This is a genomic window from Phocaeicola faecicola (assembly GCF_013618865.1).
In the GTDB taxonomy this organism is placed as follows: Bacteria; Bacteroidota; Bacteroidia; order Bacteroidales; family Bacteroidaceae; genus Phocaeicola; species Phocaeicola faecicola.
Genome location: NZ_JABSOE010000017.1, coordinates 39714 through 66584, shown reverse-complemented (window position 1 = coordinate 66584; position 26871 = coordinate 39714). Strand labels below are relative to the sequence as shown.

Here is a 26871-nt window from a genome sequence, read left to right as displayed (position 1 = left end):
AGAACGATTCAGATGCCATAAATTCGGTTTCGAAGATATGGTGATTCTTATTGCTTGTGGATTACACAACTTCAGAATCAGCCACAAAATGAGTCATATAACAAATTAATCTATATAATGTCTAATAAATAGCTGTGTTAAAATTTTCTGTCGCTGTACGTTGCACATTGATTTGTATTATTTTTGAATTCGATTTATTATTAAGTTTTAATTTATATACCCAATGAAAGCAAGTAGTTTTTTGCAAGATTTTAAGGCATTTGCCATGAAAGGAAATGTGATTGATATGGCTGTCGGTGTTATCATCGGTGGAGCTTTCGGAAAAATCGTTTCTTCAATCGTGGCGGATATAATTATGCCTGTGGTTGGTCTGTTGGTAGGAGGAGTGAATTTCGCAGATTTGAAATTGGTGCTGAAACCGGCCGAAGTGGTTGATGGCGTTGAAAAAGCTGCGGTAACATTGAACTATGGGAATTTCCTGCAAGTGACATTTGATTTCGTCGTTATTGCATTTTCCATTTTCTTATTTGTCAGACTTATTTCAAACTTGAATCGAAAGAAGAAAGCCACTGAAGCCCCTGCACCGGCTCCGGCACCAAGTAAAGAAGTGCTTTTATTATCTGAAATCAGGGACTTATTGAAACAAAATGTTGTAGATAAACAGTCAGCTGATAATCAATAGTATATTCTTTGATCACAGACTTGTCCTGCATACAGTCGAGTATACTTGACTGTATGCAGGATTTCTATAGTATGTACTTTATTGTTCTAAAGTTGTATTACACAAACTTTGTACAGATTTTATTACGTAACTTTGTGGAATCTTTTCCTGTTCCAATCTCCAGTTGTGGCTTTTAATTGTTTGATAAGTTATCTGCTCCTCCTCTGTCAGGTTTAAATCAATCGATACATTGCTTTTAGTCCCTTCGTCATTCTCAAAGAAAAGTTTAAATGTCTTACTGTCCATCATCAGACTTTGTGTATGCGGAAAATAACCTCTGAACTGTGAGAGAATTTCGAATCCTTGTGCATCTAGGTCTCCCCAATAATATAGTCGGGTGTGTGGAAGGAAAACCGAATTTCTCAGATTAGCTACTCCATATCCATGCCCCCAAATGATGATAGCATTTTTAACGGGTGGAAAAGTAAGAAAATTTACCTTGTTTTCCGCAATGAATACAGATTCAACGTCCCAATTTAGGGCACAAAACTCACTAGCAGTGAGGCTGATGTCTTTCAGACCAGCTCCCAAACGGTGGGAGAGTGCCTCATCCAAAAAACGAATGCGGATTAACTCTTCATCGTATTTTAAATTATAACGAGCTTCAAAACGTTTTTCATCTTTCTTCACATAATCGGAAATAAGAATGTCCAGCAATTCTTTAAGTATATCCTTGTGCTGTTCCACAAATTTGGTGTGAACCATAATCGGCAGTTCACGAATGTACAGATTGGGCTGTGGAGTCTGACTGAAATAAGCCAAGACTTTCAGCAAATCAGGCCATTCAGGGGAGTTTGCCACTATTTTAAGAGGATATTTTTTTGCCCATTCCATCAGGATAGGAAAGGCTGTCAGGAGTTCACAGATATCTTTTCTGAATTGTTGTACTTCCGACTCTTTTCTGATGAATTTCAGCAAATCACTTTCTGTGTCAAAAGAAATCTCTTGAGGCAACCCTTGTTTTGCCAGTACTTTGTGCTTTGCTGTTTTCCAGTTGATTGTATATCCGTAGCCCCGCTTTTCCTTTGATGCGGCGGTGAGATCTGCTATTTCCTTTTGGAAGGTTGAGAAATCATTGCTGGGCGTTTTGTCACATGGAATTACGATTCTTTCGAAGGGAATGCCAGCAACAATATGCTGTAAATGTTTTGGATACTTTTTCTCTGCTTTGTTCTTAATTTCTGATGCGTTAATCATGGTGTTCTGCTTTTTTATGTTCTTCCTTATATTCCATAATTGGCATGTTGTAGAGTACGGATCTGTTTCCTTGGCGCTCTACATAATGTACAAATGAGATATAATTCTCTACGATGTGGATATTGTCACTGGGAGTAACTACCAGAAGTTGCAGGTGCAATTGGTTACAGAGTTCCAGCAGATAGCGGGCCTTATCCTCATCCTGTGCCTTGAAAGCTTCATCAATGGCTATGAACCGGAAAGACGACTCCAGTCCGCTTTTGGTAAAGCCAAACTGATAGGCAATGGCTGAGCCCAGGATGGTATAAGTGAGCTGTGCCTTTTCTCCACCGGACAATTGCCCCATACTCTCGTAAGTCTTATATTTCTTTTCATTCGTCTGATAGAATTCTTCTGCCCTATAGGTAAACCAGGAACGTACATCGGTTACTCTGGTACGCCATAATTCGTTTTCAAGTTTATCCATGAAGGGCTTGATATGTGTCTCAAAATGATGCTGGCGCCCGTCAATGGTAGTGTCAATTTCGTGCAGGTTGGGAATAGCCTGTCTGAGCAAGTCATAGAAATCCTTAGCTTCTGTACTTGGTTTTCTGATGGCTGTGAGTTGAATGTAAGTGCCTTGGTCCTTATTGAACACAATTCCTTTAAGTGATTGGTTCAAATGCTCTATTGCTTTGTTAATGGCTCTTTCCCAATTGTCAAAGAATATTTTATAAGAGTTTACATTATTGTAGATGGTTTCCTGCAAGTATTGATTGAATTCCTTTTCGTAGCTTATCAAATCTTCTGCCTTCAGTCGTTCGTAGAATTTCTGGTACTCTTCAATCAATTCTGTATTTTCCGGATCGGGCAAACTGCTGACATCCGAATACCAATCTTTGTATTTCTCGGCCAATTCTTTTCCCGGGTGTTTTAATGCATAGGTCAATTTTCGGGCTTGCTCGGTCAGTTTTCTCTTGATTTCATCTTTTGCTTTTAAAGACTGTTCCAGTTTGTTTTGGAAATCGGAACGCTCTCTTTCCAGTTGCTGTAAGGGAATGCCAAGCAATTCGGGATGCTGCTGCTCTAATTGACTTGTATTTACATCTCCTGCATGACGTATGAGTTCCTGATTGGACCATATTTTCCCAGTTAGTTCTTCTTGGTCTTTTTCTATGTCATGAATTATAATATTGGTATTATCTTTTTTATCTTCAGATTTCTTTATCTCACCATTTACTACTTTCAACTGTTCCTGAAGTGCTTGAATTTTGTTGCTTGTAGCCATCAACTCCTTTCTCTGTTCCTCATATCCTCTTATTGCTTGGGCGCAAGACATCCAGTCTATGCTTTCATAATCTTCAAAACGTTTCAATAAGTCACCCCAACATTCTTTCAGTTGTTTGTAATTCTTTTCGTGCTTTTCGATCGTGTTGATTTTTTCTTGGCTTTCTTTTTGTTCGTCCTGAAGAAGTCGTACTTCGTTACGGAGGAAAGTAATTTTTTCCTTATTGTCCCATCCCAATACATAGTTATTTCTACTGAGTGTTTCTTTCCTGTCGTCTTTTTCGTGCTTGTTCCCTACCGATTTAATTAACCCCTCTTTTGTTACAGCCTTTTCGGAATAGGTGTCGAATTCGCTCAGGCTATCTACGCACGCATAGTTATATCTGTGATAAATTTCATTCTCTATCCAGGCCGTATATCGATGATCTGGCTTAAACTCAATCTTCTGAAGCAGGCGCTTCTCATCTTTCTCCCATCCCTCCATCTCCTTGAGAGAGGTGAAATCATGGTAGTGCTGATACACTATTCTGCCATTGAGATTATGTGAGTTGACATACTCATTAACCTTCCGGTAATATTTATCAGGGACAATCAGTCGTAAGGCAAAATTATGAAGAATACGTTCGATAGACGACTCCCATTCATACTCACTTTTTTTAATGCGGATTAATTCACCGATGAATGGAATTTCCTCAGGGGTAGCTCCTACATGTTGCAGGATTTCGTTCCGGATTTCAGATACACGTCCTGAGATGTTATTTTTGTTGTTTTCTAACTCTTTAATCCTTTTGATATTCTCTTCAATAAGATTTTCAATACCTTCACCAGTGTTTTTCTCTCTACGCAACTTTTCGGACAGGTCTTCCAATGCCGACTGTAACAGACTGTTTTCGACTGTAGCTTTCTCACGGTTTTGCCTGAAATCTTCTTTTAAAGGATCAGAAGGAAGACCCAGGATGAGAGCCAGTTTGTTGTATTCTTCCGACTTTGCTTTTCTTCTATTTCGTTCTTCTGTAGTATTCTTAATGTGGCCAGACAATTCTGCAATCTGTCTGCCTGCTTCATCGTGGTCAATATCCGATTTAATTCTTGCCCAACGTTCTTTCAATGCATTCAGCTGCATTTGCAATTTGTTGAGTTCTTCTTTTTGTATCCGAAGCGTTGTCTCGTTGAGCGATTTTTTTTCTTCCGACAAGAAGATAATTCGTGAAGCAAACCAATAGGCTGCTATCTCTTTCTCATGCTCCAGCTGACGAATTTCTTGATTAACGTGTTGCAGGTTTCTGGCTGCCGTGTCAATCGAAGTGAGTAAGTTGATTTGCTCTTTTGTCTTGTCGATGTTGTTTTTGGCTTCCATTAAATTCTGGAAGTTATTGTGTAGTTCGATATATTGTGCTTCTGCAGCCTGTTCATCCAGCATATGGTGACGGATAAAGTTGTCGAGATCATCCAGTACCTTTACACCTACTATCTGATTGAACAAGGCCAATGCGTTATCGGAGCGCATATTGAATAACAGACGGATTTGAGAGGCATACTCCGATGGTCCATTGTAAAAATCAATGACTTTTTTTACTGAGTTTGAGTTATAATACTTATTCAAACGCTTATGCCAATCACCACGTGTATCGAACTCTGCAAAGTCTGTTTTTATTTCAAGTTTTGTCTTGGCAATACCGTAGACAACTTTTAATTCTGAACCGCTGAAGTAACGTACTTGGAACAAAGTGATTACCTTGTGGTCTGCATTACGGAATGATGCCAATAATACCGAACGGCTCTTTTTGTCGCGCAGCTTCATTGTAGTAGTGCCAATACTTCCTTCTTCCTGTTGGGTTCCATAATACCCTAGGAAATAAGACTCCTCTGTACGTGCACCTTTTTTCTCTGCACCCGATGACTGGTTGTAAAAGCGTTGTCTTTTCAATGGTACAAGTAAAGTGAGCAATGCATCTATAAGCGTACTTTTGCCCGATGCATTGGCGCCAGTGAGCAGTGAATTGCATCCTTGGGGGCTGATACGATAGATTTCATTATCGAATGTTCCCCAATTGTAAATCTCCATGTAGTCGAGACGATACCCGGATTTTTCAGGAGTCGTATTAAATAGATTCATCTGTTGTATCATAGTCATTCAGCTTGTTTTTGAAATCATTCAAGGCATCCAGTGTTATTTTTTCTTTAATAATCCGGTGTATCTTATAGCGTGTTTCTGTACCGGTGTCGGTTTGCTTAGAGGCTACCAGGAAACCTAAATCAATTACTTTTGAAATATAGTTGTCTAAATCTTGCTTGAATTTTATTTGGTTGAACCTGGAAGGTAAAAAAAGCTCAACCTCATCTTTTATTTGTGAGGGAGTGACATATTTTTCGTCTGCTTGTGAATCGGTAGGGTTCATTTCAAAATCTTCAAGCATTTGTCTCAGTATGATCAGGATGACAGATACTTCAAACCCAAGCTGGCGGCGTGTAACCAAATTGAGGGTCTTTTCGTCATCCAAAACGGCTTGTTTAACAAATGCAAATCCCTCATCTTTCTTTACAATAAGATTCAAGCCGATTACGCTGAGATAATTTTGAATGTCAGACTGGTATATCAGAATATTGTTCCAGACTGGATCGTTGTATTCTACAATGCCTTTCAGTAATTTTACGATGGTTTTTGAATAGGGTTTTATATTGGATATATTCATTTTCGGATAATAATTATTTCGGGTATTATAATTTGTTTTCTGTTCTCTTTATCGAATGTAATGTTTTGAGTCTTTCCTTTATTTATAACTGTATAATATTCTTTTAATACGCTAAGGTATCCAAAGACTTCCGTCAGTCCTTTGGTGATTCCTGAAGCATGTTCAATCACTTCGCCGAGGGTGGTCTGAGATTTCTGTCTTAATACTTCTTCAATATATTTCCGCAGTATATCACGGTCCACATAATATGGGTTATAAAGTAGCTCCAATCGGTTCAGATCGTTTATACTTAACTGTGCATCTACCGGTCGGTCTTTATATTCTATTGCTGTATTAGGTTCAAGAGTCAGCGGTCGTTCCAGCGGAAGTTTGATTTCGATCTCTTCAATTTCAAAACCTAAATTTGGAGTTGTTCCTTGGTTGCTTACTCTGATGAGTGATTGTTTGATATGGTTGATTGTTCGTCGGGTGATTTCAGCATTTGACTGCTCATGCTGACGGATAATACGGCTCAGTTTTTCGGCCATACGGTCATTTGTCTTATATACTCTTTGTCCTGCATTGAATAAATGAAGTTTGACATCTTTTAAAAAACAGTCGTCCATATTAATCTGTCTGCCATTTAATGACTCAAATAAATTTTGTGTCAGTATGTCCCATTCTTTTTGTAAATGAGGTGACAGTAAGAATTCCCAAAAAGCGTAAAAACTTTTTCCTTGTGATGAGTTTTTCAATTCACTATAAGCATCGAAAAAATAATGTAAAATTTCTTTTTTCTGCAAGTTCTCTGTCTGTTGCTGATAGATCTGCCTGATGATGGTTTTAAAATTATTGTCTACTTCTTTAAAATCGGATAGTAGTTCTTTGGCTATCCTGTTGAGGTTGTTGTAGCGGGGAATAATCTCAAATTCTTCGAACACCTTTACATCTTCTCCCATTTCGAGACATTGAATCTGATGCTCGATTTCCAGTTTCTTATATCTCAGTAATTCGAGACGTTTGTTGCGGTCTTCATTTGTAAATTCAACTAATTCCTTGAGTTGATTAAAAAGAGATTTGAATTTAGATTCCGTACCGATATATTCTTCTTTCTTCAGACTATTGTCTATCCAGTCGAATACTTTATTTGTATAAGAGGAAAGTTCATACATAACTTCTCCTAATTCATTCTGATAGTTGGTGAGAAAGCCTTTGTTGGCCCAGTCCAGTATCCAGCGTTTTGCTTTTTCTTCATTCGTTTCTATCGTAGCAAGTTGTTCTTCTTCCTCCAATGCGTCTTCTTCCATTTCATCTAGTCGATTGACCAATCTTTGATGGAGGTACTCCCAAGATACCGCTGTTTGTTCTTCGAATATCTCAAGCAGAAACACGAGGAAAAACTTCAGATTTTCAGGCCTCATCTTCAGTAATTTGATACTTGGAGAATTGTCTAAGATATCTATTAACTGTGTCTTTTCCATAAATACTGCAAGTTAGTCATTACGGATGATTCTTTTTGGATTTAAGGTTTATTTCATATTCTAGGCATTCATATACTATAGAATACACAGCTAAAATACAAGCATTATTTTAAATATTCAAACTTGTAGGAATAAAATTTTGTAGTTCGACTGTGAATTGATAAAATAGAAGTATTGAAGAACTTTGTAGGTATTTTGTAAGATTATTAGTACTTTAGCGGATAAACTGTTGTCATGGGGCTAGTGTATAAGTGAAAAAGGAAGTTAAATGCTGTGTATTAATGCATTATTCCTTTTTGTGATTACGGGCTTTGCCTACCTGGCTGATAAAATAGTGGAGACAGTAAAATAAAAATTATGCGATGAATCTTAAGGGAAAAATCTTATGTTTAAACTTATAGATAAAGACACATGGAAAAGAAAACCGTATTTTGATCATTATTTCAGTCAGATAAGATGTACATATAGCATTACGGTAAATATTGATATCTCTGAAATCATAGCGTTTAAATATAAAAATCATACGAAGCTTTATCCTCTTTTAATCTATGTATTGACCAAGGTGGTAAATAATCATGATGAGTTTCGGACTGCGATTAATGAACAAGGGGAATTGGGAGTGTGGGATACCCTTTTGCCGTGCTATACCGTTTTTCATAAGGAGAATGAAACCTTTTCAAATTTGTGGACAGAATGGGATGATGATCTGATGACTTTTCTGTCAAATTACGAACGGGACATTGAGATGTTTGGCTGTAATTATGGTATTGATGCCAAACCGGATACTCCTGCCAATACTTTTCCAATATCTTCATTACCTTGGGCTGCGTTTACAGGTTTCAATCTGAATATATTTGCAGATGGGAGCTATTTGTTGCCGATTTTTACTTATGGAAAATATTTTCAGCAAGGTGACAGTTATCTTATCCCTCTTTCCATTCAGGTACATCATGCCGTTTGTGACGGATTTCATGTGTCAAGATTCATTAATGAAGTTCAGCAAATATGTAGTAAGATAAACATGAATATTTGAATGGAACCTGATGTGTAAACAATGTATTGAAAATAGAATAGAAATATCTTATAAATAAAAAATGAAAAGAAGTATGAAAAAAATAAGTTCATTTGTTTTGTGCGCTTTGCTGATGTCTTGTTCTTTCAGCAAAAATGAGAAAGGTGGTGTATCTGATACTGCGGTCAAAGAAGAGGCTGATACTCTCAGGCAGGAGATGGGGCTCAGCAGGAATTTGACATATCCTGGAAGCAAGATTTCCTTTAAGGTAGAAACAAAAGGGGATAGTCTTATTATTCAACCTTCCGGTCTGAGTGTGTCCAACGAAGTTTTATATCATGATATTACCGGATATACGGTCATCAATGCTGAAATTGGAGATTTGAATGTTGACAGCTATCCGGAAGTATTTGTTTATTTGGTTTCGGATGGTAGTGGAAGTTACGGAAAACTTATCGGATACTCTGTAAATAATGGGAAATCGGTAAGTCAGGTGTACTTGCCTGAAATCTCGGAAAATAATGAGGTAAACAAAGGATATATGGGGCATGATGAGATGGCTATTGTAGAAAACACCTTCTGTCAGCGTTTCCCGATTTATAAAGAAGGAGACAGTAATGCCAATCCGACAGGAGGTACTCGGCAGATACAGTATAAACTGGTGGATGGAGAAAGTGGCAGAATATTGAAAATCGATAAGGTAATGGATTTTTAAATGTGAATCTGAACGTAAATGTCTTAATTGGTTAATATATAATGGTATTATTCTATACTTGTCGGGAATACCTACGTTTTCCCGACAAGTATTTTGCTATTTGAACTTTTCCGGAAGGAGTCTTATGTGTCTTCACAGATTCAATAATTTCATAAATGCTGATATCGATTGCGGACGTTCCTCCCTATTAAAACTTATGGCTTTGCCAATGGCATTCCAGGTGGTTTCTGACACTTCATCGGGGCATTTTTCATCTTCGAATTTAAAAGTCGTAGAAGGGGCATCTCCGACCAGCATAAAATACAGGATGGCCCCTAAGGAGTAAATGTCAAAGGCAGGGGAAAAGTCGTGCAGGCTCTGTATCTCGGGAGGGGTATAGCCGTTACTGCGTACCAGCAATAAGCTTGTCTCCGACTTTTCATCCTCATGAAACAAATGTGCCGTACCGAAATCAATTAATACGGCGCGGTTGTCGTTGTCTTCGTCAATCATGATGTTTGAGGGTTTTACATCCAGATGATTCATGTGGTTTTGGTGCATTATATCCAGTGCCGAGGCAATCTGTGATATGATTTTTAATGATTCTTTCTCGTCCAAGGTGCAAGACTCGGTCCGTTCCACATACTCTTCGAGTGTACATCCTTCTATGTATTCCATCACATAATAACATGTCTTATGCTCATCAAAGGCATCGTACACATTTACGATATGCGGGGAATCTGTAAATTCCTTTATCCGGTTTGCCTCACCCATGAATTTCCGGAGAGCCTTGCTGATTTCTTCGGTATGATCCAGGGGAGTGATGACATCCAACGTGTTTTCATCACGTTTCTGTATGTTTTTTAAAAAGAATTCTTTGACGGCTACTTTGGTCTTGATTGTTTTCCGGCTGTCCTGGAGATACCAGGTAGCTCTGTAGGTTTTTCCGAAACCTCCTGATGACAAACTTGATTTTATTTGGTAGGTATGCTCTTTCAGCCAGCATCCCTCCGGTAAAAAGGTCGCTTTGCTTTGCGATAGCAAATCTGGATCATATCCATACGACAGGACCTCATTGCGTATTCTTTTTCTTTTCTCTTCATCGTATAATATTTTCTGGCGTGCAAGGGTCGTTTCATTGTCCGGGACCAGTATATATAGCGAGAGAAACATATTTACGGCATCGAGTGGGGAGTCAAAGTAATTAAAAGAGCTCAGGGGAAAAATCTGCCTGATAAAATAATCCTTATGTAACTCATTTGCCAGATAGCAACTGTCTACCAGAAGGTTGTTGATGTCAAAAGTTTCTCCCAGTTCATAATGCGGCTGTTCCTTCGCTGAAACTCTGTAAAGGCATGGCTGAAATTCATGCTTATTACTCAGATTAGCCACCAGCATATCTTCTCCCTTTTCTCTTGTGGAATTGTTTATGTATGGATTTTTTAAAGGATTATATCTTGTCCAATGTGGTGAAACAAGGTTGGGGGCTGTGTAGTCTAACGGATGATAAGTCAAGATCTCTTTTAATCTTACGAGTCTCATCCCTTTGGTTGCTGAAGGGCGGTACTTTTTACGGAATTCCTCAGCTAAGTCGAGCCGATAATCTTTTTCTTTCAGTTTGTCTGTGTCGAATGTGTATATTCTTGAACTGTTGCGTATGTATTTCTGTAAATCTGGGAGTTTGATCGGTATGTCGTGCATGTCTACCAGCCTGACCATGCTGCTCCACTTTCTTGCCTTATCTATTAATAGCAAAGATTTATTACTTGATAGAATCACGACTCTGTCTACATATCCACTTTTGAAAAGTTGCTCCTTGGTCTCTTTATATACGTTGTAATACCAAAAACCGTTAGAAATGATGCAGGCTGCTTTTCCTTTGTTCTTCAGAAGATCCAGCAAGTCAACAAACACTTTCTTGTAATCTGTTCTTTTACGGGCCGTAATGGCCTGATAGCTTAATACGTCATTCTTAAAATTGGAGGAGAAGTCTTCGCACCAGATAAGAAACTGGAAGTTTTTAACTTCGGGATATTCCTCCGGGTAGAGAGCATGTGCTGCTTCACTGTGTGCCCAAAGTAGTTGGAACAGATGCAAGTTGATTTTATCACTACTTCCACCTACGAAGGTGCAATTTTCTGGGAGGAAAGAAGGGAAAGCATGAAATCCCAACATTGGATTAAATATGCTGCCATTAGGCTTCATCCAGTTAAGAATAAATTGCAGCAGTACCAGCCGGTCATTATTGCACATCCGGTCGTTCTTGAATATGTCGTTAAACAATTTCTCATTGTGCAGGAGTAATAAACAGAAGTCCTGATAGTATGCTTTCCCGGCAGTCTGGTACAGGCTATTCAACAGGTGAATAATGTGCCTTTCATCTTCCAACAATCTGTCAGTTACCTCTTCGTTGTCATAGATAAATCTGTTTCTTAACGTTTTAAAATACAGTACAGCATCCATACAAGGAAGGGTTGTGCTGGAATAATATTCTTCTTTCTTGATAGAGGCATTGTCCAGTTTCTCTTCCGATGCCAAATACCATAGGGATATTATATAGCATAGTGCTTCTTTTTTCCGTTCGGTATTGGACAGGTATGAATTGATGTTCTTGAACAACTGTAAGAGAAGGTATTGGATGTCAAGATTAGTTGGGGCAAGTTTATTATCATTGTTTATCATAGTTGTCTATTTGTTAATAAGCGACACGAAGTTACAATTTAATTTAGAATATTGCCTTTTATAGGAAATTTTTATGAATTCAGTTGAACGTATGTGTATGAAATTAATGGCATTTTATCTTTCCAATGGTTAATTTTGTACAATAAATCAGGAAATTAACCTTACAATTCAATGTTCTGTAAATGATATTAGAGATGAGCCATCCGGCAGTTGCAGGCAAAAGTACTACGAAGGCTTGACTCTGTTTAGAAGATTCTATATATTTAATAAATCTTTGTAGTAGCGGCAGCGTGTTTTTCTTGATGTCATCAAACAGACTACAAGATATCTGATTCATTTTATTGCATGAATTGTATAGATATTTTAATGGTTTATCACTTAGATAATCGTTATATACAATGAAGAAAGAAGATATTATATTGGGACAGTTTGAAACGTACAAGGCTTCGTCAAAGGTATGGAGCTTCAAGCGGGTAGATGATATTGTGCATGGGTTCAATCTGAAGTTGAGCAATATGGTAGGCTGTTTTCCCTTTGAATATGCAGGACGTGTATGGAGAGACAGTGAGCGACTGTATCTTTGTGGAGAATTTTCTCATAATACGGAAGCGCACAGACAGATTCAGTCACAGATCCTTTCTGCAAAAAGTGGATATGCTGCAAAACGCTTTTATAAAACTCCGAACAAGAATTCGGTTCGAAGCGATTTTGAAACATTCAAACTTCAGTGGATGTTGCATTGCGTGTGGAAGAAGTGTGAAGGAAATGCAGACTTCAGGAAATTGCTGCTCTCGCTTCCCTCAGATATTATACTAGTGGAAAATACAACGACTGATAACGGGGGAAGTGCCGGGTGCTGGGGATGTAAAAATAAGAAACTGGTAGATGAGCGGAAAGTTGTCGAGAAACAACTCCGGGAGCAATATAAAGGGTTGTCTAAGAAAGGAATCGATTATCTGGTAAACATCGAGACTAATAAAATTGATGACATTGGTGAATGGTCCGGACAAAACAATATCGGTAAGATTCTTATGATATGTAAACATTGTCTGGAGGACGGAAGTCTGCCGGATATTAATTATGATATCCTGAATTCATCGAGAATATACATTTTAGGTGATTTACTTACAATGGATTAGAAAATCCTATTTATTGATATAATTAAGATTTAAAAATATGTTGACAAAAGAAGATATTAACAGAATTTCAGGTGTTGAGTTGGAACAGCTTGACGGGTATAAGAAAGTTGTTGAACTGTTTGGTGAGGAGGTGGATGCCTTGCCAGCTGGGCTGAACTTTTTGGGGCTCTCCTTGAATGATTGTCCTTTATTGACCCAATTGCCGGATGATTTGCCTATTCAATATCTTTCTGTTATGGAATGCCCTAACTTAAAGCATCTGCCGAAGGATTTGGAACTGGCCCATTTATATTTGTTTGATTCCGAAATAGAGGCTATACCTGAAAAATCTTCTTGTTTTGCAGCCCTTGTATTGATTGACTGCCCGTATATCAAGCATTTGCCTGCCGGTTGTACAGCCGTTATGAATGATGTTACTTTGGATAATTGTCCCAATATTGCCACTCTTCCTGATTTGGAGATTGTACATGGAGAATTCTGTTTAAGAAACACTTCGGTTACTTCACTCCCTGAGGAACTCAAGATCGGGGGGCGTTTGTGGGTTTATGATACTCCGATAGAAACTTTGCCGGCTACTATCAGGGTAGGGGGTGATATTCTGTTGAACGGATGTAAAAAATTGAAGTATTTGCCGAAAGGACTTATGGTGAATGGAGATTTAAACTTATCGGATTCTGCTCTTGAAGAACTTCCTAAGGGATTGATTGTGAAAGGAAATTTAAATATTACTGACACCGCTATCAAAACTTTACCTGAGGATATGATTGTAGGAGGAAACGTGATTGCTTCAGAAGGTATGTCAGAGGGCCTTGCTGTGAATCACAAGGTTCCTGGTAATCTGGCTGAACTGATTTGGAAAGACAGCGGTTATATCTATGCGAACGAACAGTTATACAGAATAATAGCTAAAGAGGACAGGCATTGGAAGGTAGTTTCCTCTTTCATGAATATTTATCTGATACGTTATGGTCATGATGATCTGATTGACCGGAATATACTCTATCTCGTTCCGGATAACAATCCTGAAAGCCATGTGTATGGAGTAGGAAATACTTTGTCTGAGGCTTATATAGACTTGTTGTTGAGAACCTCAGACAGTTTGTGATGACAATGTCTCCATGGATGGAAATGCAGGTAGACAGCAAAGCTTGTATAGATATTAAAAAAGTCAAATGCCGACTTTTGAGTTGGTTGGCATTTGACTTTATTTTCTTTTGCGTTGTAGCATCATAGAATCTTTTGTGCGGGTAGAATGTCTTTCTAGGCATCAGCCCTTCTTCTACTTTCGTATGATTTGCTTAAAGTTAATCATATGGTTTTCCGCTGAATTATATTGGCCGATGATTTTGTCGTTTCTCATGATGTCCCATCCCACCAATGGTTCTCCTTCTTCAAAAGAGGTACATGAACCAGATCACCGCATTCGAATTTTGTATTAACTGTTTGTAAAACCTTATAGTTGAAATGCTTATTCCCTTGATATTCCATACGGATTTCCCGGTCCGGACCGTAATGCACTTCCATGATGTCTCCAATGTTCATAGGCATACTTTTCGTATTGAAGACAATTTCAGAGACAACTTTTTTAGGGCGTGGTTTTAATGTATCTTTTTGAGTTTCCAGTTCTTCCCAACTGTCGCATCCCAAAAAACGGGCAATGATGTTACGGGTCGTTGAAGAGGTCTGGTAGGGTCGTCCGGTTTCCTTGTTTATTAACTTCGCAAATACTCTTTTCCAAGTGTTTATGTGTAAAGGAATGGTATCAGTAGTTTTGGCTACATGATCGCTGAACAGTAGGTACTGGTTGTCGTTGATCGGACCTTCTGTATTAAACCTGAAGGGGCGTTTTGCGTATTTCATGTCACAGTTAAACTGTTCAATGAGTAAAAGTTGGATGTTCTTGGATATGCATTGTTTCATATAGTTCTGACGGCTGAATTAATGTACGTAAAGGTATGAAAAATCTTGAAATGGTAAATCGTAAGAGGAAGAGAAAAGCCTTTTTCCTGTTTCTCTTCCTCTTACGATTTAATCATCGATACCGAAACTCAAACAATGAGTATTATCAAATGTCTCTTCGTTATCGTCTGGAATGAAAACTCCTTCGTTGCTGACGTGCCCCCATTGGCCATTCAGACTGACATGGACGAATTCGTTCTCGTCTGCTGTAATTTCTTCGTATACAGGAGGTAGGTAAAGTCCCCAACTGGTAACGAGTCCGAATTTCTCGTCCTTCTTGAAAACGATAATGTCGTTTGAAATGTTATAAATCAGATCCATTTCACAAGGCACAATTTCCTTTCCTTTGGCAGTCAGCAGGCCAAACAGGCGTTTACCATCCACCTCCTTGATACAAGTATAAAAGCTGGTATAATGTTTGCACACTATCAGGTCGTATATAAAATCACAAAGTGGCAGACCGCTTCCGTTGGTAGAAACCAGAGCGAATTTTCCTTCGTCGTTCTGAGCAGCTACCGGTGCACCTCGTTTAATGGTGTAGCTGTACAATTCCGAATAGTTGCTATAAATAGCAGGAACAAGAATCTTCCCTGTGATATCCTTTATGCCCAGCTTCCCGTGTTCTTCATAGGTTTGATCGAAGAGATCGTATTCATTTTCTATTTCATAATACTCCTCCTGAAGCTTATTGGCTTCGTCGTATTTTTCTTCCGCAAGATATTTGCAAACTGTGTCCAATAGATAATTAAGGCGATTGACAATTTCAGGAGTTACTGTTTTTTTCATGTCTATTATTTTTTTTGTGTGGTACAAAGGTAGATAAAAGGAATCAACTATGCCATTAATTTCATACATCTCCATGCATCCTCATACATTTGATCCTGTCTGTCGGGGATACATTTTATTCCGAACGGTTTCTCGTAGACTCCCTATATACCGCTTCGGTATCCAGTACGACAGTCGTATGGGGCAGAGATGGGTTTTCCAGCTTTTCAATGATAATTCTTGAAGCTGTTTCAGCCATCTGTTCCACGGGCTGCTCCACTGCCGTGATAGTGGGATGGACAAGCTTGCACAAATCAGTCCCCGACATGCATGAGACCGCTACCTCTTCTGGAATCCGGATTTGTTTCGATTGCAGATAATTCTTGGCTCCCAATGCAGACATCTCCGTAAAACTGAATATTGCGTCAAAGGTTACTCCATGTTCCCATAACGTCTTTGCAGCTCCGTATCCACTGTCAAAATCTACTCCGCCTTCAACCAGAAATTTCTTGTCGAAAGAGATTCCAAACTTGTCAAGAGCATCTTTATATCCCCTGATTCTGTCAAATGTGTTTTGGATATATGGAGGACCGGCAAGATGTACAATCTGTTTTCTTCCCTGGCGAATGAGATGTTCTACCATGAAAAAGGACTTTATGTAATCGTCAATTTTTATCTGTGAGGTCTTGAGCTCAGCAACCGTTCTGTCGAAGAAAACCATGGGGGTACCTTTATCCATAATCCGTTGATACTCGCTGAGATTTATATGGTCATGGCACACACTGATCAGTATACCGTCTACCCGATAGTCTTCCATCATTTTCAGATTCATCTTTTCTACATCGGGGTTTTCATGCGATTGTGCCAGCATCACCCGGTAACCCGCTTTATTAAGGTGCTGTTGGGCAAACGTGATAAAGTTGACATAGAAGGAAGTGATCATCTCGGGGACAATGATTCCAATGGTACGGGTACTTTGCTGCCTGAGGTTTACGGCCAGTTCATTGCGTTTATAGCCCAGTTTGTCGGCCATTTCGAGGATTTTCGTGCGTGTCTCCTTGCTTACATTCTGACTATCGCCGCGTAATGCCCTTGAAACTGTAGACTTGGAGATTCCAAGTTCACGGGCAATATCCAATATGGTAGCGTATTTCATCATATCATTCTTGTGCTTGATAAGTTTTCGTACAAATATACGTTTTTTTGACGAACTGTCATACAGAATGGGAACGGTTGCGGAAAATGGGAACGGTTGCGGGAACGGTTGCGGAATTTTTAATTTCATTTTCCCTCTTTTTGCCTGTGCGGAAGCCTTACTTTTGAGTCAGAAAAACAAAAAATCGAATACTTATGACAAGCATGAACAAAAAATCAGATTCGTTTCAGGTTCCGTTTATCAGCAAGATAGCTTACGGAATGGGCGATGTTGGATGTAACTTTAGTTGGATGTTCGTAGGAAATTTCCTGATGATTTTCTACACAGATGTATTTGGCATCGGCATGAGTGCAGTAGCCTCCCTGATGCTTTTCTCACGGTTTTGGGATGCCATTAACGACCCTATCATTGGCGGCTTGTGCGACAAGACTAAAACCCGATGGGGAAGATACCGGCCTTGGCTGCTGTTCGCAGCTCCCATCACGGCCCTTATATTGATACTCACTTTCTGGGCACATCCACAGTGGAACGATACTTCAAAGATTGTGTATATGGCCGTCACCTATTGCTTGCTTGTGCTTGGATATACGTGTGTGAACATACCTTATGGAACACTCTGTGGGGCGATGACACAGCACATGGACGAAAGGGCACAAATCGATACTTCGCGTTCGGTCAGTGCAATGATTGCCATTGGTATCATTAATATTATTACCATACCTCTGATCAATACCTTGGGAGACGGAAATGCACAACGCGGCTATTTGCTGGTAGCCGTACTTTACGGAGTGGTCTTTGCAGCCTGCCACATTTTCTGTTTTGCAAAGACAAAAGAAGTGGTCGAGGTTCCTGTAGCACAGAAATTCCCGTTGAAAGTACAACTCAAGGCAATCCTGAAAAATAAACCCTATTTGCTGGCGCTCATTGGACAGATTCTCTTTGGGTTTATCCTTTACGGACGAAATGCGGACATGCTTTATTACTTTACCTATGTTGAAGGTAATGCCGCACTTTTCTCGGCCTATTCACTGGCTATTATCATACCTTCTATAGTCGGTGCAGCCAGTTTCCCATATGTGTTCAGATTGACAAAGAACAAAGGATGGTCTGCCTCTGTATTTGCCTTCGGAACGGGCGTTACGATGGTGGCCTTGTATTTCTTCAGTGCAGTAACTTCTCCTGTCGAGTTCTATACATTCGCTGCACTTTCTCAGTTGTTCTTTTCCGGTTTTAATACAGCAATATATGCCATTATTCCCGACTGTGTAGAATATGGAGAATGGAAGACAGGAATACGCAATGATGGATTCCAATATGCATTCATCTCCTTGGGAAACAAAGTCGGGATGGCTTTGGGAACTTCCTTTCTGGCCTTGGTGCTGGGTATGAATGGATATGTATCGAATGCGGTACAGAATGAAGAGGTAATCTCTATCATGCGCCACTCTTTCAGTACCATTCCAGGAGCCTTGTGGATACTTACGGCCGTAGTATTGATTTTCTATAAGCTGAACAAGAAAATTTATAACCGTATTGTAAGGATAGTGAAATACCGGATATTGAAGAAGAAACAGAAATAACCTTGAATAGTAGAATTGAGTATAAACAGTTAAATAACAAAGAGTATGAAAAAGATGATGAAAGTTGCCGTGATGAACGGTATTGGTAAAATGGGATTCGTAGAACGTGAAGTGCCTCAGCCTGCTGATAACGAAGTGCTGGTGAAACTGGAATATGTAGGAATATGTGGATCGGATATGCATTACTATGAAACAGGTCGTATCGGCGACTATGTAGTGGAGCCTCCTTTTGTCCTGGGCCACGAACCGGGCGGTGTGGTCGTGGAAGTCGGTAAGGACGTAAAGCATCTTAAGGTAGGGGACCGGGTGGCATTGGAGCCTGGAAAGACTTGTGGACACTGCGAGTTTTGTAAAGAAGGTAAATACAACCTTTGTCCGGATGTCGTATTCTTTGCTACTCCTCCGGTGGATGGAGTATTTCAGGAATACGTAGCACACGAGGCTGCCTTGTGTTTCAAGTTGCCCGACAATGTCGATACGATGGAAGGTGCCCTTATTGAACCGCTTGCTGTTGGCTTTCATGCAGCCAACCAGGGAGGGGCTCATGCCGGACAGACGGCTGTAGTATTCGGAGCGGGCTGTATCGGTCTGGTTTCGATGATGGCACTGAAGGCAGAAGGAGTTTCGAAGGTATATGTGGTAGACATCATGCAGAAACGTCTGGACAAAGCCATGGAACTTGGAGCTACAGAAGTAATTAATTCAATGGATACGGATGTTATGGCAGAAATAGCCCGACTGACGGAAGGTAAGGGAGCTGACTTAATTATTGAAACAGCTGGTATGGAGATTACTACTCGTCAGGCGATACATATTGCCAAGAAAGGAGCTGCGATTGTACTTGTGGGGTATTCGAAAACTGGTGAAATGACATTGCCGCTGAGTCTGGCTCTCGACAAGGAACTGACGTTCAAGACTGTTTTCCGTTACCGGCATATCTATCCGATGGCTATTGAGGCAGTAGCGTCAGGCAAAGTCAACCTGAAGGGAATCGTTTCTAACGTCTTCGATTTTCATGATATACAGAATGCCATGGATAAAAGCATAAGCGATAAGGCAAATATCGTGAAATCAGTTGTCAAGATAGGATAATAATTTTCTGAAACATACATACCATGATCATGAGAAATACAATAATCGGTATTGGTGAGGCACTATGGGATGTCTTACCCGAGGGAAAGAAAATCGGAGGAGCTCCTGCAAATTTTGCTTATATCGTATCACAGTTTGGATTGAGAAGCGTGGCTGTAAGTGCATTGGGAAATGACGTTCTAGGAAAGGAATTGCAGGCCAATCTTGATGAAAAAAAGTTGGAATATATATTGCCAGTCGTTCCGTTTCCTACCGGAACCGTACAGGTATTCTTTAATGCTGAAGGGATACCTGTATATGAAATCAAGGAAAATGTAGCGTGGGACAACATTCCTTTTACTGAGGAGTTTGAACGGTTGGCACAGAGTGTCCGTGCGGTCTGTTTCGGTTCACTGGCGCAGCGGAATGGAGTATCGCATGATACGATTAACCGCTTTTTGGATGCGATTCCGGATGAAGAGGGAATCTATAAAATATTCGATATCAACCTGCGTCAGCATTTCTATACTCCTGAACTTCTCAACAAATCAATGATGAAATGCAATATTCTGAAAATTAATGATGAGGAACTGGAGGTGATTAAGAAATTATTCGGATATTCCGATACAGATGCAGAAGCAACCTGTCGGAAATTACAGGAAACGTATGGCTTGAAAATATTGATTCTGACTTGTGGCACTAATGGAAGTTATGTGTTTGCTGAAGGCCATCCTTCGTTTATCCCAACTCCCAAAGTGGAGGTCGCAGATACGGTTGGGGCGGGGGATTCTTTTACGGCTGCATTTGTAGCTGCCTTGCTGAACGGTACGTCCGTTGTCCAAGCACATAAGTTGGCCGTAGCCGTTTCTGCTTATGTCTGTACGCAACATGGGGCAATGCCAGTGCTTCCTAATCGTTTGAGATCGATGGATGTATGAAAAGATTATATATCATTGAGGCTGTCTCATTTTGAGACAGCCTCTTATTCTAAATGGTTATAGTTGGTTATGGCTGTTTACAAGCCATTACTTGCCGATGCAGTAATTGCAAGTTTCTGAGTATCAAATGTTTGGAGCTCTAAAAGGTACAGAAGTCTAATTTCTTGTCATTTTTAGTCATTGTAACTCATTGATTATCAACAAGTTGCACACTGCCACATTCTTTTTGTAAGACAAAGATAATTGTATTTTGTTGAATTTCAAAGTTTTCCAGCAAATAAGTTACAAGAACGAGGTATTTTTTACCCTTTTTTAGTGATATGGCATTTTTATCAATGGCGTGCAATATTATGCAAATAGAAAACGTATTTTCGGGTTGTATATAAATCTTTGTTAAGTGAGATAATACGAAGACTGATGTTAGCTTGTATCGATTTTTTATATTAATGGGTGGACTGATGTTCTGATTTAATGATTATATTGACTACGGGTGCAATAAATTCGATAAAAGAGTATTAGTTTTTGATTTTTGCATAAATGATGTAAATATTGAAATCTAATTTGCAAATATAGATATTTAGTTATATATTTGTAGAAAAACAATTATATGATAGCAGAAATTAGATTTAAGAATATGTTCTCATTCAGAGACGAGGCTATATTAAGTTTTGAAGCTGATAGAAGTAAGGATATGGAGTCATATCATGTTGTCGAATTGGGGGGTGATGTGAGACTATTGAAAGTGGCTGTCATTTATGGAGCAAATGCTTCGGGTAAAAGTAATATTATTAAAGTTTGTGATTTTATCAAGTCATTCATTACTTATACCCCACTTAATAAGGCAGAACAAATTCAAATAGTCCCGTTTCTCCTGAATAAAACAAGTTCGAGGCAGTTATCTGAATATTCGATTTCGTTCTACTTGAAGAATGAGGAAAAAGCAGTTCGTTATGTCTATTCTGTAGCTTTAGACAGATGGCACGTAGCAAAGGAAAGTCTAATCTATTATCCAAGTCAACAGCCTGCTACTATATTTGAAAGAAATACTGAGAATAACGTATCGGTTATTAAATTTGGACAGAAGATCAAAATGTCGCAATCTGTCAAAGAGGAAATAACATTGAAGTGTTTGCATAACATGTCAGTTTTTGCTGCTTATATGCAGGTAAATACACATATTGTAGAATTAGAGGCAGTTCTTCAGTATCTAACCAATCAGGTTATGCCGGCAATTGTGCCTGCATCATCTTTAAGTCGTTATGCCGAAGAATCAATCAAGAATGAGTCTGCAAAAGATTATATTTTGAGATATCTACAGGAAGCTGATTTCAATATTTCAAATATTACTTCCAAAGAACAGGAAACACATAAGGGTTCGATCAATTATACTATGTATCAGCATAAAGTTTCATCTGATGATGGTAACAATGATTATTATGAGTTCCCGGAACTGTTTGAATCGGACGGTACTATCCGTACGTTTGGCTTGGCCGCTCAAGTGCAAAAGATTCTTGAAAGAGATGCTTTTCTTGCAGTTGACGAGATTGAATCCTCTCTTCATCCGAAATTGATAGAATACATCATTGAACGTTTTCTAAAAGAATCAGAGCAAGCCCAGTTGTTGCTCACTACACATTATGATGGACTATTAGGAGAAGAAGATTTGCTTAGGAAAGATAATGTTTGGTTTACTGAAAAGAATCCGGACGGATCAAGTGTGCTGTATCCTCTAACAGATTTCAAAGGATTGAATAGGATTAGTTCTCTCCAAAAGGCATATAAATTTGGTAAATTCGGTGCAGTTCCTAATCTATAATCATGTACTTTTATGAGAAAAGCAAGAAAAAATACAGCGACCAGACAGGTTATTCATATCGTTGGTGAGGGCTTGACTGAATTATTCTATTTCAGTCATTTGAAAAAAATACTTGGTTATAGATATTCTATTTCTCCTCGTTTATTTGAAAACAATAGTATTGAAAAAATAGATAAGAAGATAAAGGAACTTCTAGATGAAGATGTCTTTGTAATATGTGTTTTTGATGCAGATGTTAGCAGGCGTTCTGATGCGGAAAATAAAAAAATGGTGTCGCTCAAAAAGAAATATGAAAATAATCCCAATGTGATTCTCTGTGATAGCTTACAGTCAATAGAATATTGGTTTTTACTACATTTTGAAGATACGTGTCGACATTTTCAAGATTCAGCAGCTACAGAAAGAGCATTAAAGCAATATCTGCCAACATACGATAAAACTCGAAAATACCTTGAGAAGGATAAATGGGTTAAAGAAATGCTTGCTGATTCAAAAATGGATAGAGCATGTGAACTAGCCGAAAAATATAAAGGTAGAGATTCTTATAGTGAGATTTATAAGGCGATTAAAAAAGTTAGTGAATAAAATGAAAGAAGTTGGAAGGGAGCAAAGATAGGTAAAATGAGGATTCTACTAACCATTATGACAAAATTAGGATGAAGTTTAATTTTGAAATAGGCCATGATGGAAAAATATATCCGTTGGGATATCATTCGAAGTTTCTTAATGTCAGATTGCAGAAAAGACTTTCTGAACTTGGGTGGAAGCCATTTATGCCTAATAGTAAAATTCAGTCGAATTGTTGTACTCAATTCTTTTTTGGCGATAACCATGACTATATACTTCAGATGTTTTTCTGTAGGCAGATTGTAAACCTAGAAAAGAATGCTAGTTCAAGAGGAGATAAAAGGATATAGTTTTTGAATTAATAATGAACTATACACAATTTTATTTGTCATACATGTACTTTATTGTATTATTATTTATTAGATTGAATTTTTTTTCATTATTTTGCCTAGTTGTAAACACATAAAGATATGGCTAATAAAAAAATTAATAGAATCAAGGTAATGCTTGCTGAAAAAGGGAGAACTAACAAATGGCTTGCAGTACAAGTAGGAAAAGATCCTGCAACCATCTCTAAATGGTGTACTAATGCAGCACAACCCAGTTTAGAAATGTTGCTGCAAGTAGCCAAAGTATTAGAGGTTGAAGTCAAAGATTTGATTCGTGAACAAGATGAATAACAACAGATACAATTTGCTAAAACAAAAACTTATATAGTTTTTCGGGAACTATGCAGAATGTCTGCATTCTTTGTTCACACCTTTGCAATTGTTAACTGATTGTTGTACTTAAAATAGATTCAGAAATGATGAATGTGAAAGAAGCTATTCGTAATAATTTGATGGTTGAATTGGATAAATGTCTCAGTTCTCTAATTCGATATGATGTAGATTCATTAATGCCCTTGTTTTATGTTTTATGCGCACATCATGAGGGTCATCTTGTTTCAATTGTAGGCGAAGGAAAGTCATTGTTCCATGGTAAAATGCACATTCAGCCAATCGAAATTGTAGATGGATATGAGTCTCCTCTTTTGAAAGAGATAAGGAATTCTGTTAATCCAAGCTTCTTTGAAGGTCAATCAGCGGAAGCTGTGTTCCAGTTTTATTCAATGTGTAATGAATACATAAATGAATTCTATCAGGATATAATAGAACACATTATTTCTGTTTACACGTCAAATGCTGGAAAATATTCTGGCGTAAGTGTTACTACTCAAGAAATAGCCCAATTAATGGGTTATTTTATTACTGATTGTGCTCCAAGAAGAGTATATGATCCATGTGCTGGCCTTTGCTCTTTTGCTATTCTCCCAGAGTTGAGCAAAATAGAGTTTGTTTGTTCTGAATTGAGCAATCGTACAAAAGTAATTGCAGATATTCGATTGAATGCAGCTGGCAAGCAACTTGAAATTAATCAGGAAGATTGTACTTTTAATTGGCGTGGAAATTCAAATTGTGATTGCCTTGCATCAGAATTGCCATTTGGCCTTCGTCTGAATGATAGGAGTTTGGATGAACGTCGTCCTTTGTTATTAGAGGATTTCGTAATTGGTAAATTCATCGAATCAGAGAGTCTTTCTTCAGCAGTTCTATTAGTATCAGCTTCAACTTGCATTCGTGGAAACAATAAACATATCAGAAAGACCTTGTGTGAAAAAAACTATGTGGATGCTGTTATAAAGTTGCCAAGAGGGGTTCTTTCATATACAGGAGTTGATTCTGTTATTCTTGTATTGAAAAAACACCGATATACAAAAGATATCAAATTCGTATATGCTGATGATTGCATTATTTCTGATGGAAGAAATAAAAAGTTGAACTATCAGGCTGTTATTGAAAGATTAGAAAAAACAGAAGGCAATCAAATTGGAGTTGTTAGAGTGGAAGAAACATATTCGCATGATTTTTCGCTTGATCCAGTGTATTATCTGCATAATATGATTGAGGTGCAATCCGGTCAAACACTGGTTAAATTCAGAGACATGACAACTCAAATACGTGGAGAAAGGAGATTTGATGATGTGACTGGAAGAGTTTTACTTTCAGAGCATCTTTGTGCAAGCATTACTGAATTCCACACTAGAAGTATTGATATTAACTCAATCGAATTGGTAAATCCAGACCGATATGTTAAAGTGAGCAACAAGTGTGTGATACTTAATATGACGGCAGATAAGTTCTATTACAAGAATGATAATGATCCATTGTTTGTAAGTCCAAATTTCTCTTGTTTTGAAGTTAATGAAAATATCTGTTTACCAGAGTATTTGATACATGTCCTATTAGATAACAAGCGAATTAGAGAAACTTATTCTCAAGGGATTATCAGTCGTGTTAATTACAATGAGTTGTATCTCCCTATTTACACGAATCTAAGAAGTCAAAGACTGATTGTTGAGAGAATATATCGTCAGGAGCAAAATGAGCTTAAAAAGAAACTTGAAAAGCTTCAAGTTTTGAGTGGCAAATCTTCTGATCTAATTCATAACTTAGGCATCACATTCACAAAAATGAGTGCAGCTATAGCTGTGCTTAGAAAAGAAAATGCGACTTCTACTCAAATTGATTCCCCAGTAAATGTATTGAATGATAACATTCAGTTTGCATTACGTCAGATTAATTGTACTGGTACAGACTTTAGCCACGTAAAGCCGGAGTTAGAAAAAGTTAATCTGTACAAAACAGTATCTAATTATATTATGGCTTGGAAAAACTTTGGGTACAAATCTTTTGATGTGGCCCCAATTAAACTGAACGTCTCTGAGGATACCATGGTAGAAATTGATAAAGATCTATTTTTTACCATGCTTGACTGTATCTTTATTAATGCCCACCAACATGGTTTTAATAAAAGGTATAATTCTCATAACAAGGTAATCATAGACCTTCAGGGGGTATATGCTGATAACAATAAATATGTTATGATTGGAATCTCAAATAATGGAAATCCTTTGACAGATGGCTATAGTATTAAAGATTTTGTTGAAAGAGGTAATGTGGGTTTAAACTCATCCCAAGACGGTCTTGGAGGTAATCATGTCATGGAAATAGCACATCATTTTGGTGGAAAGATATCCATTGTTAGTGAATCAGAGTGGCTTTCATTCAATGTATTGCTACCTATTTATTTAACATCTGATGATACAAAATTTATTGAATATGGAGGTGAATATATATAATGTAATATGGGCAGATGATGAATGCGCAACCCTAAAGCAGGATGAACTTATTCGCAAGGTATTCAATGAAAAACGCATTGAAGTACTTGAGTATGTCCCTACATCCACAGCATTGCGAAATGCTTTAGAAACCTATAAAGATGAAGTTGATGCTGTAGTTGTAGATGGAAACTTTAGTAAAGAGGATGTTGATTATTTAGAGTCTGATGATATAAGTGGATTGATACACACTGTATCTTTTTTGGAACTCTATAATACGAAAAGGGATATACCTTTTTTTCTATATACAGCAAGAAAGATTCTATTGCAGGATATCTGCAAGAACAGAGAGCTAGATTATTTTACGACAACCAAACGTTTGATTCAAAAAGGCGATATAGAATTGTTGGCAGAAAAGATAGTTTCAACAGTTGACCACATTCATTCCATTGAATTTATGGTCAAGAAGAAATATAAAGCATTGCTGAATATGGCCAAAAGGGTAAATGATGATTGTAGTGAAAATCTATATCAATTTTTATTGAATGAAGCACGCGATGTTGAGTATAATAGGAGTATATCCATGTTTAATGATTTACGAGGTATTCTGGAGCAAATTATGGATTTGTGTAAAGACAATAATATTATCCCTATAGAAGTAAGCACATTAAATGCTTTTAAATTTTATTGGAGCCAATATGGTTATAAGAACAACAATTTGGTCTATAAGCCGAACGAGTCTATCATGCCTAAAGCAATATCTCACACCATAGGGAATCTGATAGATGTTACGCAAGATGGTTCACACAAAAGAGTTGATTTAAATTTACAAATTTCAGAATATGTAACTGAAGCCCAGTCTCCTTTCATGTTTAGGTCTTGCCTTTATCAAGTAATGGATGTTGTAAGATGGTATAGCGAGTTAATAACTAAATTGACTGAAGGTCAAATAAATGGTCAAAACTTGTATAAAATCACTAGAATAAATTAATTAG

21 protein-coding genes and 1 pseudogene are annotated in these 26871 nt (G+C 38.1%); 14 read left to right on the top strand and 8 right to left on the bottom strand.

Annotated elements, in window-relative coordinates; translation table 11 throughout:
• Nucleotides 1–223 precede the first annotated feature (223 nt).
• Nucleotides 224–682, top strand: a complete 459-nt coding sequence (gene mscL, locus H3001_RS06745) for a large-conductance mechanosensitive channel protein MscL (RefSeq protein WP_181214472.1) — start codon at nucleotides 224–226, stop codon at nucleotides 680–682.
• Nucleotides 683–760: 78 nt separating this feature from the next.
• On the opposite strand, the gene H3001_RS06740 is transcribed toward mscL, so the two are convergent.
• The 4 genes from H3001_RS06740 to H3001_RS06725 are packed head-to-tail and all read right to left on the bottom strand — an operon-like array spanning nucleotide 761 to nucleotide 7337.
• Entirely contained in the window at nucleotides 761–1918 is a 1158-nt protein-coding gene (locus H3001_RS06740) for a Wadjet anti-phage system protein JetD domain-containing protein (protein WP_181214471.1), read from the bottom strand.
• Nucleotides 1911–5312, bottom strand: coding sequence for an ATP-binding protein (locus tag H3001_RS06735; RefSeq protein WP_181214470.1), 3402 nt, complete (start codon nucleotides 5310–5312; stop codon nucleotides 1911–1913). Before H3001_RS06735 ends, H3001_RS06740 begins: the two co-directional genes overlap by 8 nt.
• A complete protein-coding gene (locus H3001_RS06730; RefSeq protein WP_181214469.1) occupies nucleotides 5287–5877 on the bottom strand; it encodes a DUF4194 domain-containing protein in 591 nt (196 codons plus the stop codon). The genes H3001_RS06735 and H3001_RS06730 overlap by 26 nt, the downstream gene beginning before the upstream one ends.
• Nucleotides 5874–7337 carry a DUF3375 domain-containing protein gene (locus H3001_RS06725; RefSeq protein WP_181214468.1) on the bottom strand — a complete coding sequence of 488 codons (1464 nt, stop codon included), beginning with the start codon at nucleotides 7335–7337 and terminating at the stop codon, nucleotides 5874–5876. Before H3001_RS06725 ends, H3001_RS06730 begins: the two co-directional genes overlap by 4 nt.
• 385 nt (nucleotides 7338–7722) lie before the next feature.
• Here H3001_RS06725 and catA point away from each other — a divergent pair, with 385 nt between their 5' ends.
• On the top strand, nucleotides 7723–8370 hold the full coding sequence (gene catA / locus H3001_RS06720; RefSeq protein ID WP_181214467.1) for a type A chloramphenicol O-acetyltransferase: 648 nt from the start codon (nucleotides 7723–7725) through the stop codon (nucleotides 8368–8370).
• 73 nt (nucleotides 8371–8443) lie between these two features.
• Nucleotides 8444–9064, top strand: a complete 621-nt coding sequence (locus H3001_RS06715; protein ID WP_181214466.1) for a PliI family lysozyme inhibitor of I-type lysozyme — start codon at nucleotides 8444–8446, stop codon at nucleotides 9062–9064.
• A gap of 132 nt (nucleotides 9065–9196) precedes the next feature.
• Here the strand turns inward: H3001_RS06715 and H3001_RS06710 are convergent, their stop codons facing one another.
• The gene (locus H3001_RS06710) at nucleotides 9197–11725 is read right to left on the bottom strand and encodes a serine/threonine-protein kinase (protein WP_181214465.1); all 2529 of its coding nucleotides are present in this window, start codon (nucleotides 11723–11725) and stop codon (nucleotides 9197–9199) included.
• 398 nt (nucleotides 11726–12123) lie between these two features.
• Between H3001_RS06710 and H3001_RS06705 the strand changes: the two genes are divergently transcribed.
• Together H3001_RS06705 and H3001_RS06700 are read left to right on the top strand one after the other, a co-directional pair.
• Nucleotides 12124–12864 carry an NADAR family protein gene (locus H3001_RS06705; protein ID WP_181214464.1) on the top strand — a complete coding sequence of 247 codons (741 nt, stop codon included), beginning with the start codon at nucleotides 12124–12126 and terminating at the stop codon, nucleotides 12862–12864.
• 37 nt (nucleotides 12865–12901) lie between these two features.
• Nucleotides 12902–13969 (top strand): leucine-rich repeat domain-containing protein, encoded by a 1068-nt coding sequence (locus tag H3001_RS06700; RefSeq protein ID WP_181214463.1) that lies wholly within the window; start codon nucleotides 12902–12904, stop codon nucleotides 13967–13969.
• Between the two features lie 251 nt (nucleotides 13970–14220).
• Here H3001_RS06700 and H3001_RS06695 read toward each other — a convergent pair whose 3' ends face one another.
• The 3 genes from H3001_RS06695 to H3001_RS06685 all read right to left on the bottom strand — a co-directional run bounded on the left by H3001_RS06695 (nucleotide 14221) and on the right by H3001_RS06685 (nucleotide 16873).
• Nucleotides 14221–14724 (bottom strand): hypothetical protein, encoded by a 504-nt coding sequence (locus tag H3001_RS06695; RefSeq protein WP_181214462.1) that lies wholly within the window; start codon nucleotides 14722–14724, stop codon nucleotides 14221–14223.
• 168 nt (nucleotides 14725–14892) lie between these two features.
• The gene (locus H3001_RS06690; RefSeq protein WP_181214461.1) at nucleotides 14893–15609 is read right to left on the bottom strand and encodes a WG repeat-containing protein; all 717 of its coding nucleotides are present in this window, start codon (nucleotides 15607–15609) and stop codon (nucleotides 14893–14895) included.
• A gap of 115 nt (nucleotides 15610–15724) precedes the next feature.
• Nucleotides 15725–16873, bottom strand: coding sequence for a LacI family DNA-binding transcriptional regulator (locus tag H3001_RS06685; RefSeq protein WP_246368515.1), 1149 nt, complete (start codon nucleotides 16871–16873; stop codon nucleotides 15725–15727).
• A gap of 74 nt (nucleotides 16874–16947) precedes the next feature.
• Here H3001_RS06685 and H3001_RS06680 point away from each other — a divergent pair, with 74 nt between their 5' ends.
• From H3001_RS06680 to H3001_RS19415, 9 genes and pseudogenes are all read left to right on the top strand, one after another.
• Nucleotides 16948–18324 (top strand): MFS transporter, encoded by a 1377-nt coding sequence (locus tag H3001_RS06680; protein WP_181214460.1) that lies wholly within the window; start codon nucleotides 16948–16950, stop codon nucleotides 18322–18324.
• Nucleotides 18325–18369: 45 nt separating this feature from the next.
• On the top strand, nucleotides 18370–19416 hold the full coding sequence (locus H3001_RS06675; protein WP_181214459.1) for an NAD(P)-dependent alcohol dehydrogenase: 1047 nt from the start codon (nucleotides 18370–18372) through the stop codon (nucleotides 19414–19416).
• A gap of 29 nt (nucleotides 19417–19445) precedes the next feature.
• Nucleotides 19446–20333 (top strand): carbohydrate kinase family protein, encoded by an 888-nt coding sequence (locus tag H3001_RS06670; RefSeq protein WP_181214458.1) that lies wholly within the window; start codon nucleotides 19446–19448, stop codon nucleotides 20331–20333.
• Between the two features lie 607 nt (nucleotides 20334–20940).
• Nucleotides 20941–22149 carry an AAA family ATPase gene (locus tag H3001_RS06665; RefSeq protein ID WP_032945678.1) on the top strand — a complete coding sequence of 403 codons (1209 nt, stop codon included), beginning with the start codon at nucleotides 20941–20943 and terminating at the stop codon, nucleotides 22147–22149.
• A 12-nt stretch (nucleotides 22150–22161) separates the two neighbouring features.
• The gene (locus H3001_RS06660; RefSeq protein ID WP_032945676.1) at nucleotides 22162–22734 is read left to right on the top strand and encodes an RloB family protein; all 573 of its coding nucleotides are present in this window, start codon (nucleotides 22162–22164) and stop codon (nucleotides 22732–22734) included.
• A 35-nt stretch (nucleotides 22735–22769) separates the two neighbouring features.
• A pseudogene (locus H3001_RS19420) lies at nucleotides 22770–23045 on the top strand (MobV family relaxase); the annotation flags it as partial.
• A gap of 141 nt (nucleotides 23046–23186) precedes the next feature.
• Nucleotides 23187–23396: a helix-turn-helix transcriptional regulator gene (locus tag H3001_RS06655; RefSeq protein WP_032945672.1), complete on the top strand. Its 210-nt coding sequence runs from the start codon at nucleotides 23187–23189 to the stop codon at nucleotides 23394–23396.
• Nucleotides 23397–23521: 125 nt separating this feature from the next.
• A complete protein-coding gene (locus tag H3001_RS06650; RefSeq protein WP_032945671.1) occupies nucleotides 23522–25897 on the top strand; it encodes an N-6 DNA methylase in 2376 nt (791 codons plus the stop codon).
• On the top strand, nucleotides 25878–26867 hold the full coding sequence (locus H3001_RS19415; protein WP_223805067.1) for a hypothetical protein: 990 nt from the start codon (nucleotides 25878–25880) through the stop codon (nucleotides 26865–26867). The genes H3001_RS06650 and H3001_RS19415 overlap by 20 nt, the downstream gene beginning before the upstream one ends.
• Nucleotides 26868–26871: the final 4 nt, after the last annotated feature.

What these genes read in the sequence shown, in the direction of transcription:
- H3001_RS06695 (WP_181214462.1), bottom strand. Translation starts at nt 14,724, where the DNA reads ATGAAATACGCAAAACGCCCCTTCAGGTTTAATACAGAAGGTCCGATC.
- H3001_RS06670 (WP_181214458.1), top strand. Translation starts at nt 19,446, where the DNA reads ATGAGAAATACAATAATCGGTATTGGTGAGGCACTATGGGATGTCTTA.
- H3001_RS06740 (WP_181214471.1), bottom strand. Translation starts at nt 1,918, where the DNA reads ATGATTAACGCATCAGAAATTAAGAACAAAGCAGAGAAAAAGTATCCA.
- H3001_RS06735 (WP_181214470.1), bottom strand. Translation starts at nt 5,312, where the DNA reads ATGATACAACAGATGAATCTATTTAATACGACTCCTGAAAAATCCGGG.
- H3001_RS19415 (WP_223805067.1), top strand. Translation starts at nt 25,878, where the DNA reads ATGGAGGTGAATATATATAATGTAATATGGGCAGATGATGAATGCGCA.
- catA (WP_181214467.1), top strand. Translation starts at nt 7,723, where the DNA reads ATGTTTAAACTTATAGATAAAGACACATGGAAAAGAAAACCGTATTTT.
- H3001_RS06675 (WP_181214459.1), top strand. Translation starts at nt 18,370, where the DNA reads ATGAAAAAGATGATGAAAGTTGCCGTGATGAACGGTATTGGTAAAATG.
- H3001_RS06730 (WP_181214469.1), bottom strand. Translation starts at nt 5,877, where the DNA reads ATGAATATATCCAATATAAAACCCTATTCAAAAACCATCGTAAAATTA.
- H3001_RS06685 (WP_246368515.1), bottom strand. Translation starts at nt 16,873, where the DNA reads ATGAAATTAAAAATTCCGCAACCGTTCCCGCAACCGTTCCCATTTTCC.
- H3001_RS06650 (WP_032945671.1), top strand. Translation starts at nt 23,522, where the DNA reads ATGATGAATGTGAAAGAAGCTATTCGTAATAATTTGATGGTTGAATTG.
- H3001_RS06700 (WP_181214463.1), top strand. Translation starts at nt 12,902, where the DNA reads ATGTTGACAAAAGAAGATATTAACAGAATTTCAGGTGTTGAGTTGGAA.
- H3001_RS06660 (WP_032945676.1), top strand. Translation starts at nt 22,162, where the DNA reads ATGAGAAAAGCAAGAAAAAATACAGCGACCAGACAGGTTATTCATATC.
- H3001_RS06715 (WP_181214466.1), top strand. Translation starts at nt 8,444, where the DNA reads ATGAAAAAAATAAGTTCATTTGTTTTGTGCGCTTTGCTGATGTCTTGT.
- H3001_RS06725 (WP_181214468.1), bottom strand. Translation starts at nt 7,337, where the DNA reads ATGGAAAAGACACAGTTAATAGATATCTTAGACAATTCTCCAAGTATC.
- mscL (WP_181214472.1), top strand. Translation starts at nt 224, where the DNA reads ATGAAAGCAAGTAGTTTTTTGCAAGATTTTAAGGCATTTGCCATGAAA.
- H3001_RS06710 (WP_181214465.1), bottom strand. Translation starts at nt 11,725, where the DNA reads ATGATAAACAATGATAATAAACTTGCCCCAACTAATCTTGACATCCAA.
- H3001_RS06705 (WP_181214464.1), top strand. Translation starts at nt 12,124, where the DNA reads ATGAAGAAAGAAGATATTATATTGGGACAGTTTGAAACGTACAAGGCT.
- H3001_RS06655 (WP_032945672.1), top strand. Translation starts at nt 23,187, where the DNA reads ATGGCTAATAAAAAAATTAATAGAATCAAGGTAATGCTTGCTGAAAAA.
- H3001_RS06690 (WP_181214461.1), bottom strand. Translation starts at nt 15,609, where the DNA reads ATGAAAAAAACAGTAACTCCTGAAATTGTCAATCGCCTTAATTATCTA.
- H3001_RS06665 (WP_032945678.1), top strand. Translation starts at nt 20,941, where the DNA reads ATGATAGCAGAAATTAGATTTAAGAATATGTTCTCATTCAGAGACGAG.
- H3001_RS06680 (WP_181214460.1), top strand. Translation starts at nt 16,948, where the DNA reads ATGAACAAAAAATCAGATTCGTTTCAGGTTCCGTTTATCAGCAAGATA.